Annotated in this window: 1 protein-coding gene; it reads left to right on the top strand. The window is 59.3% G+C overall.

Going from position 1 to position 253, the window contains the following annotated elements:
* The coding region (locus tag SB847_RS21680) for a hypothetical protein (protein WP_410578759.1) at positions 1–253 on the top strand (253 nt) is incomplete at both ends.

The following is a 253-nucleotide window of genomic DNA, read 5'->3' as shown; positions in this document are numbered from 1 at the left end:
CTTCGAGGCGGTGCTCGACCTGGCAGAGGCGTGGGCGGAAGAGCATGAACTGGTCACTCCGTTGAGTTGCACCGACGTTTCAACAGGGCTGTGCACCATAGAACACTTGAAGAAGCTGGTGCATGACCTTTCGCACAGTTCCACGGAGAGGCAATCGAGCCTCAGGATTGCGACGCTGCACCTGGAATGGGCGCCTTGCCATCACACCATGACCATGCCTTTGCTGGCGGAGATCGGGGCGATTGTCGGCGTC

Source organism: Bacillus sp. SIMBA_026 (assembly GCF_046535335.1).
In the GTDB taxonomy this organism is placed as follows: Bacteria; Bacillota; Bacilli; order Bacillales; family Bacillaceae; genus Bacillus; species Bacillus velezensis.
The sequence above is the reverse complement of the archived record's forward strand: the minus strand, read 5'-3'. Positions and strand labels throughout refer to the sequence as shown.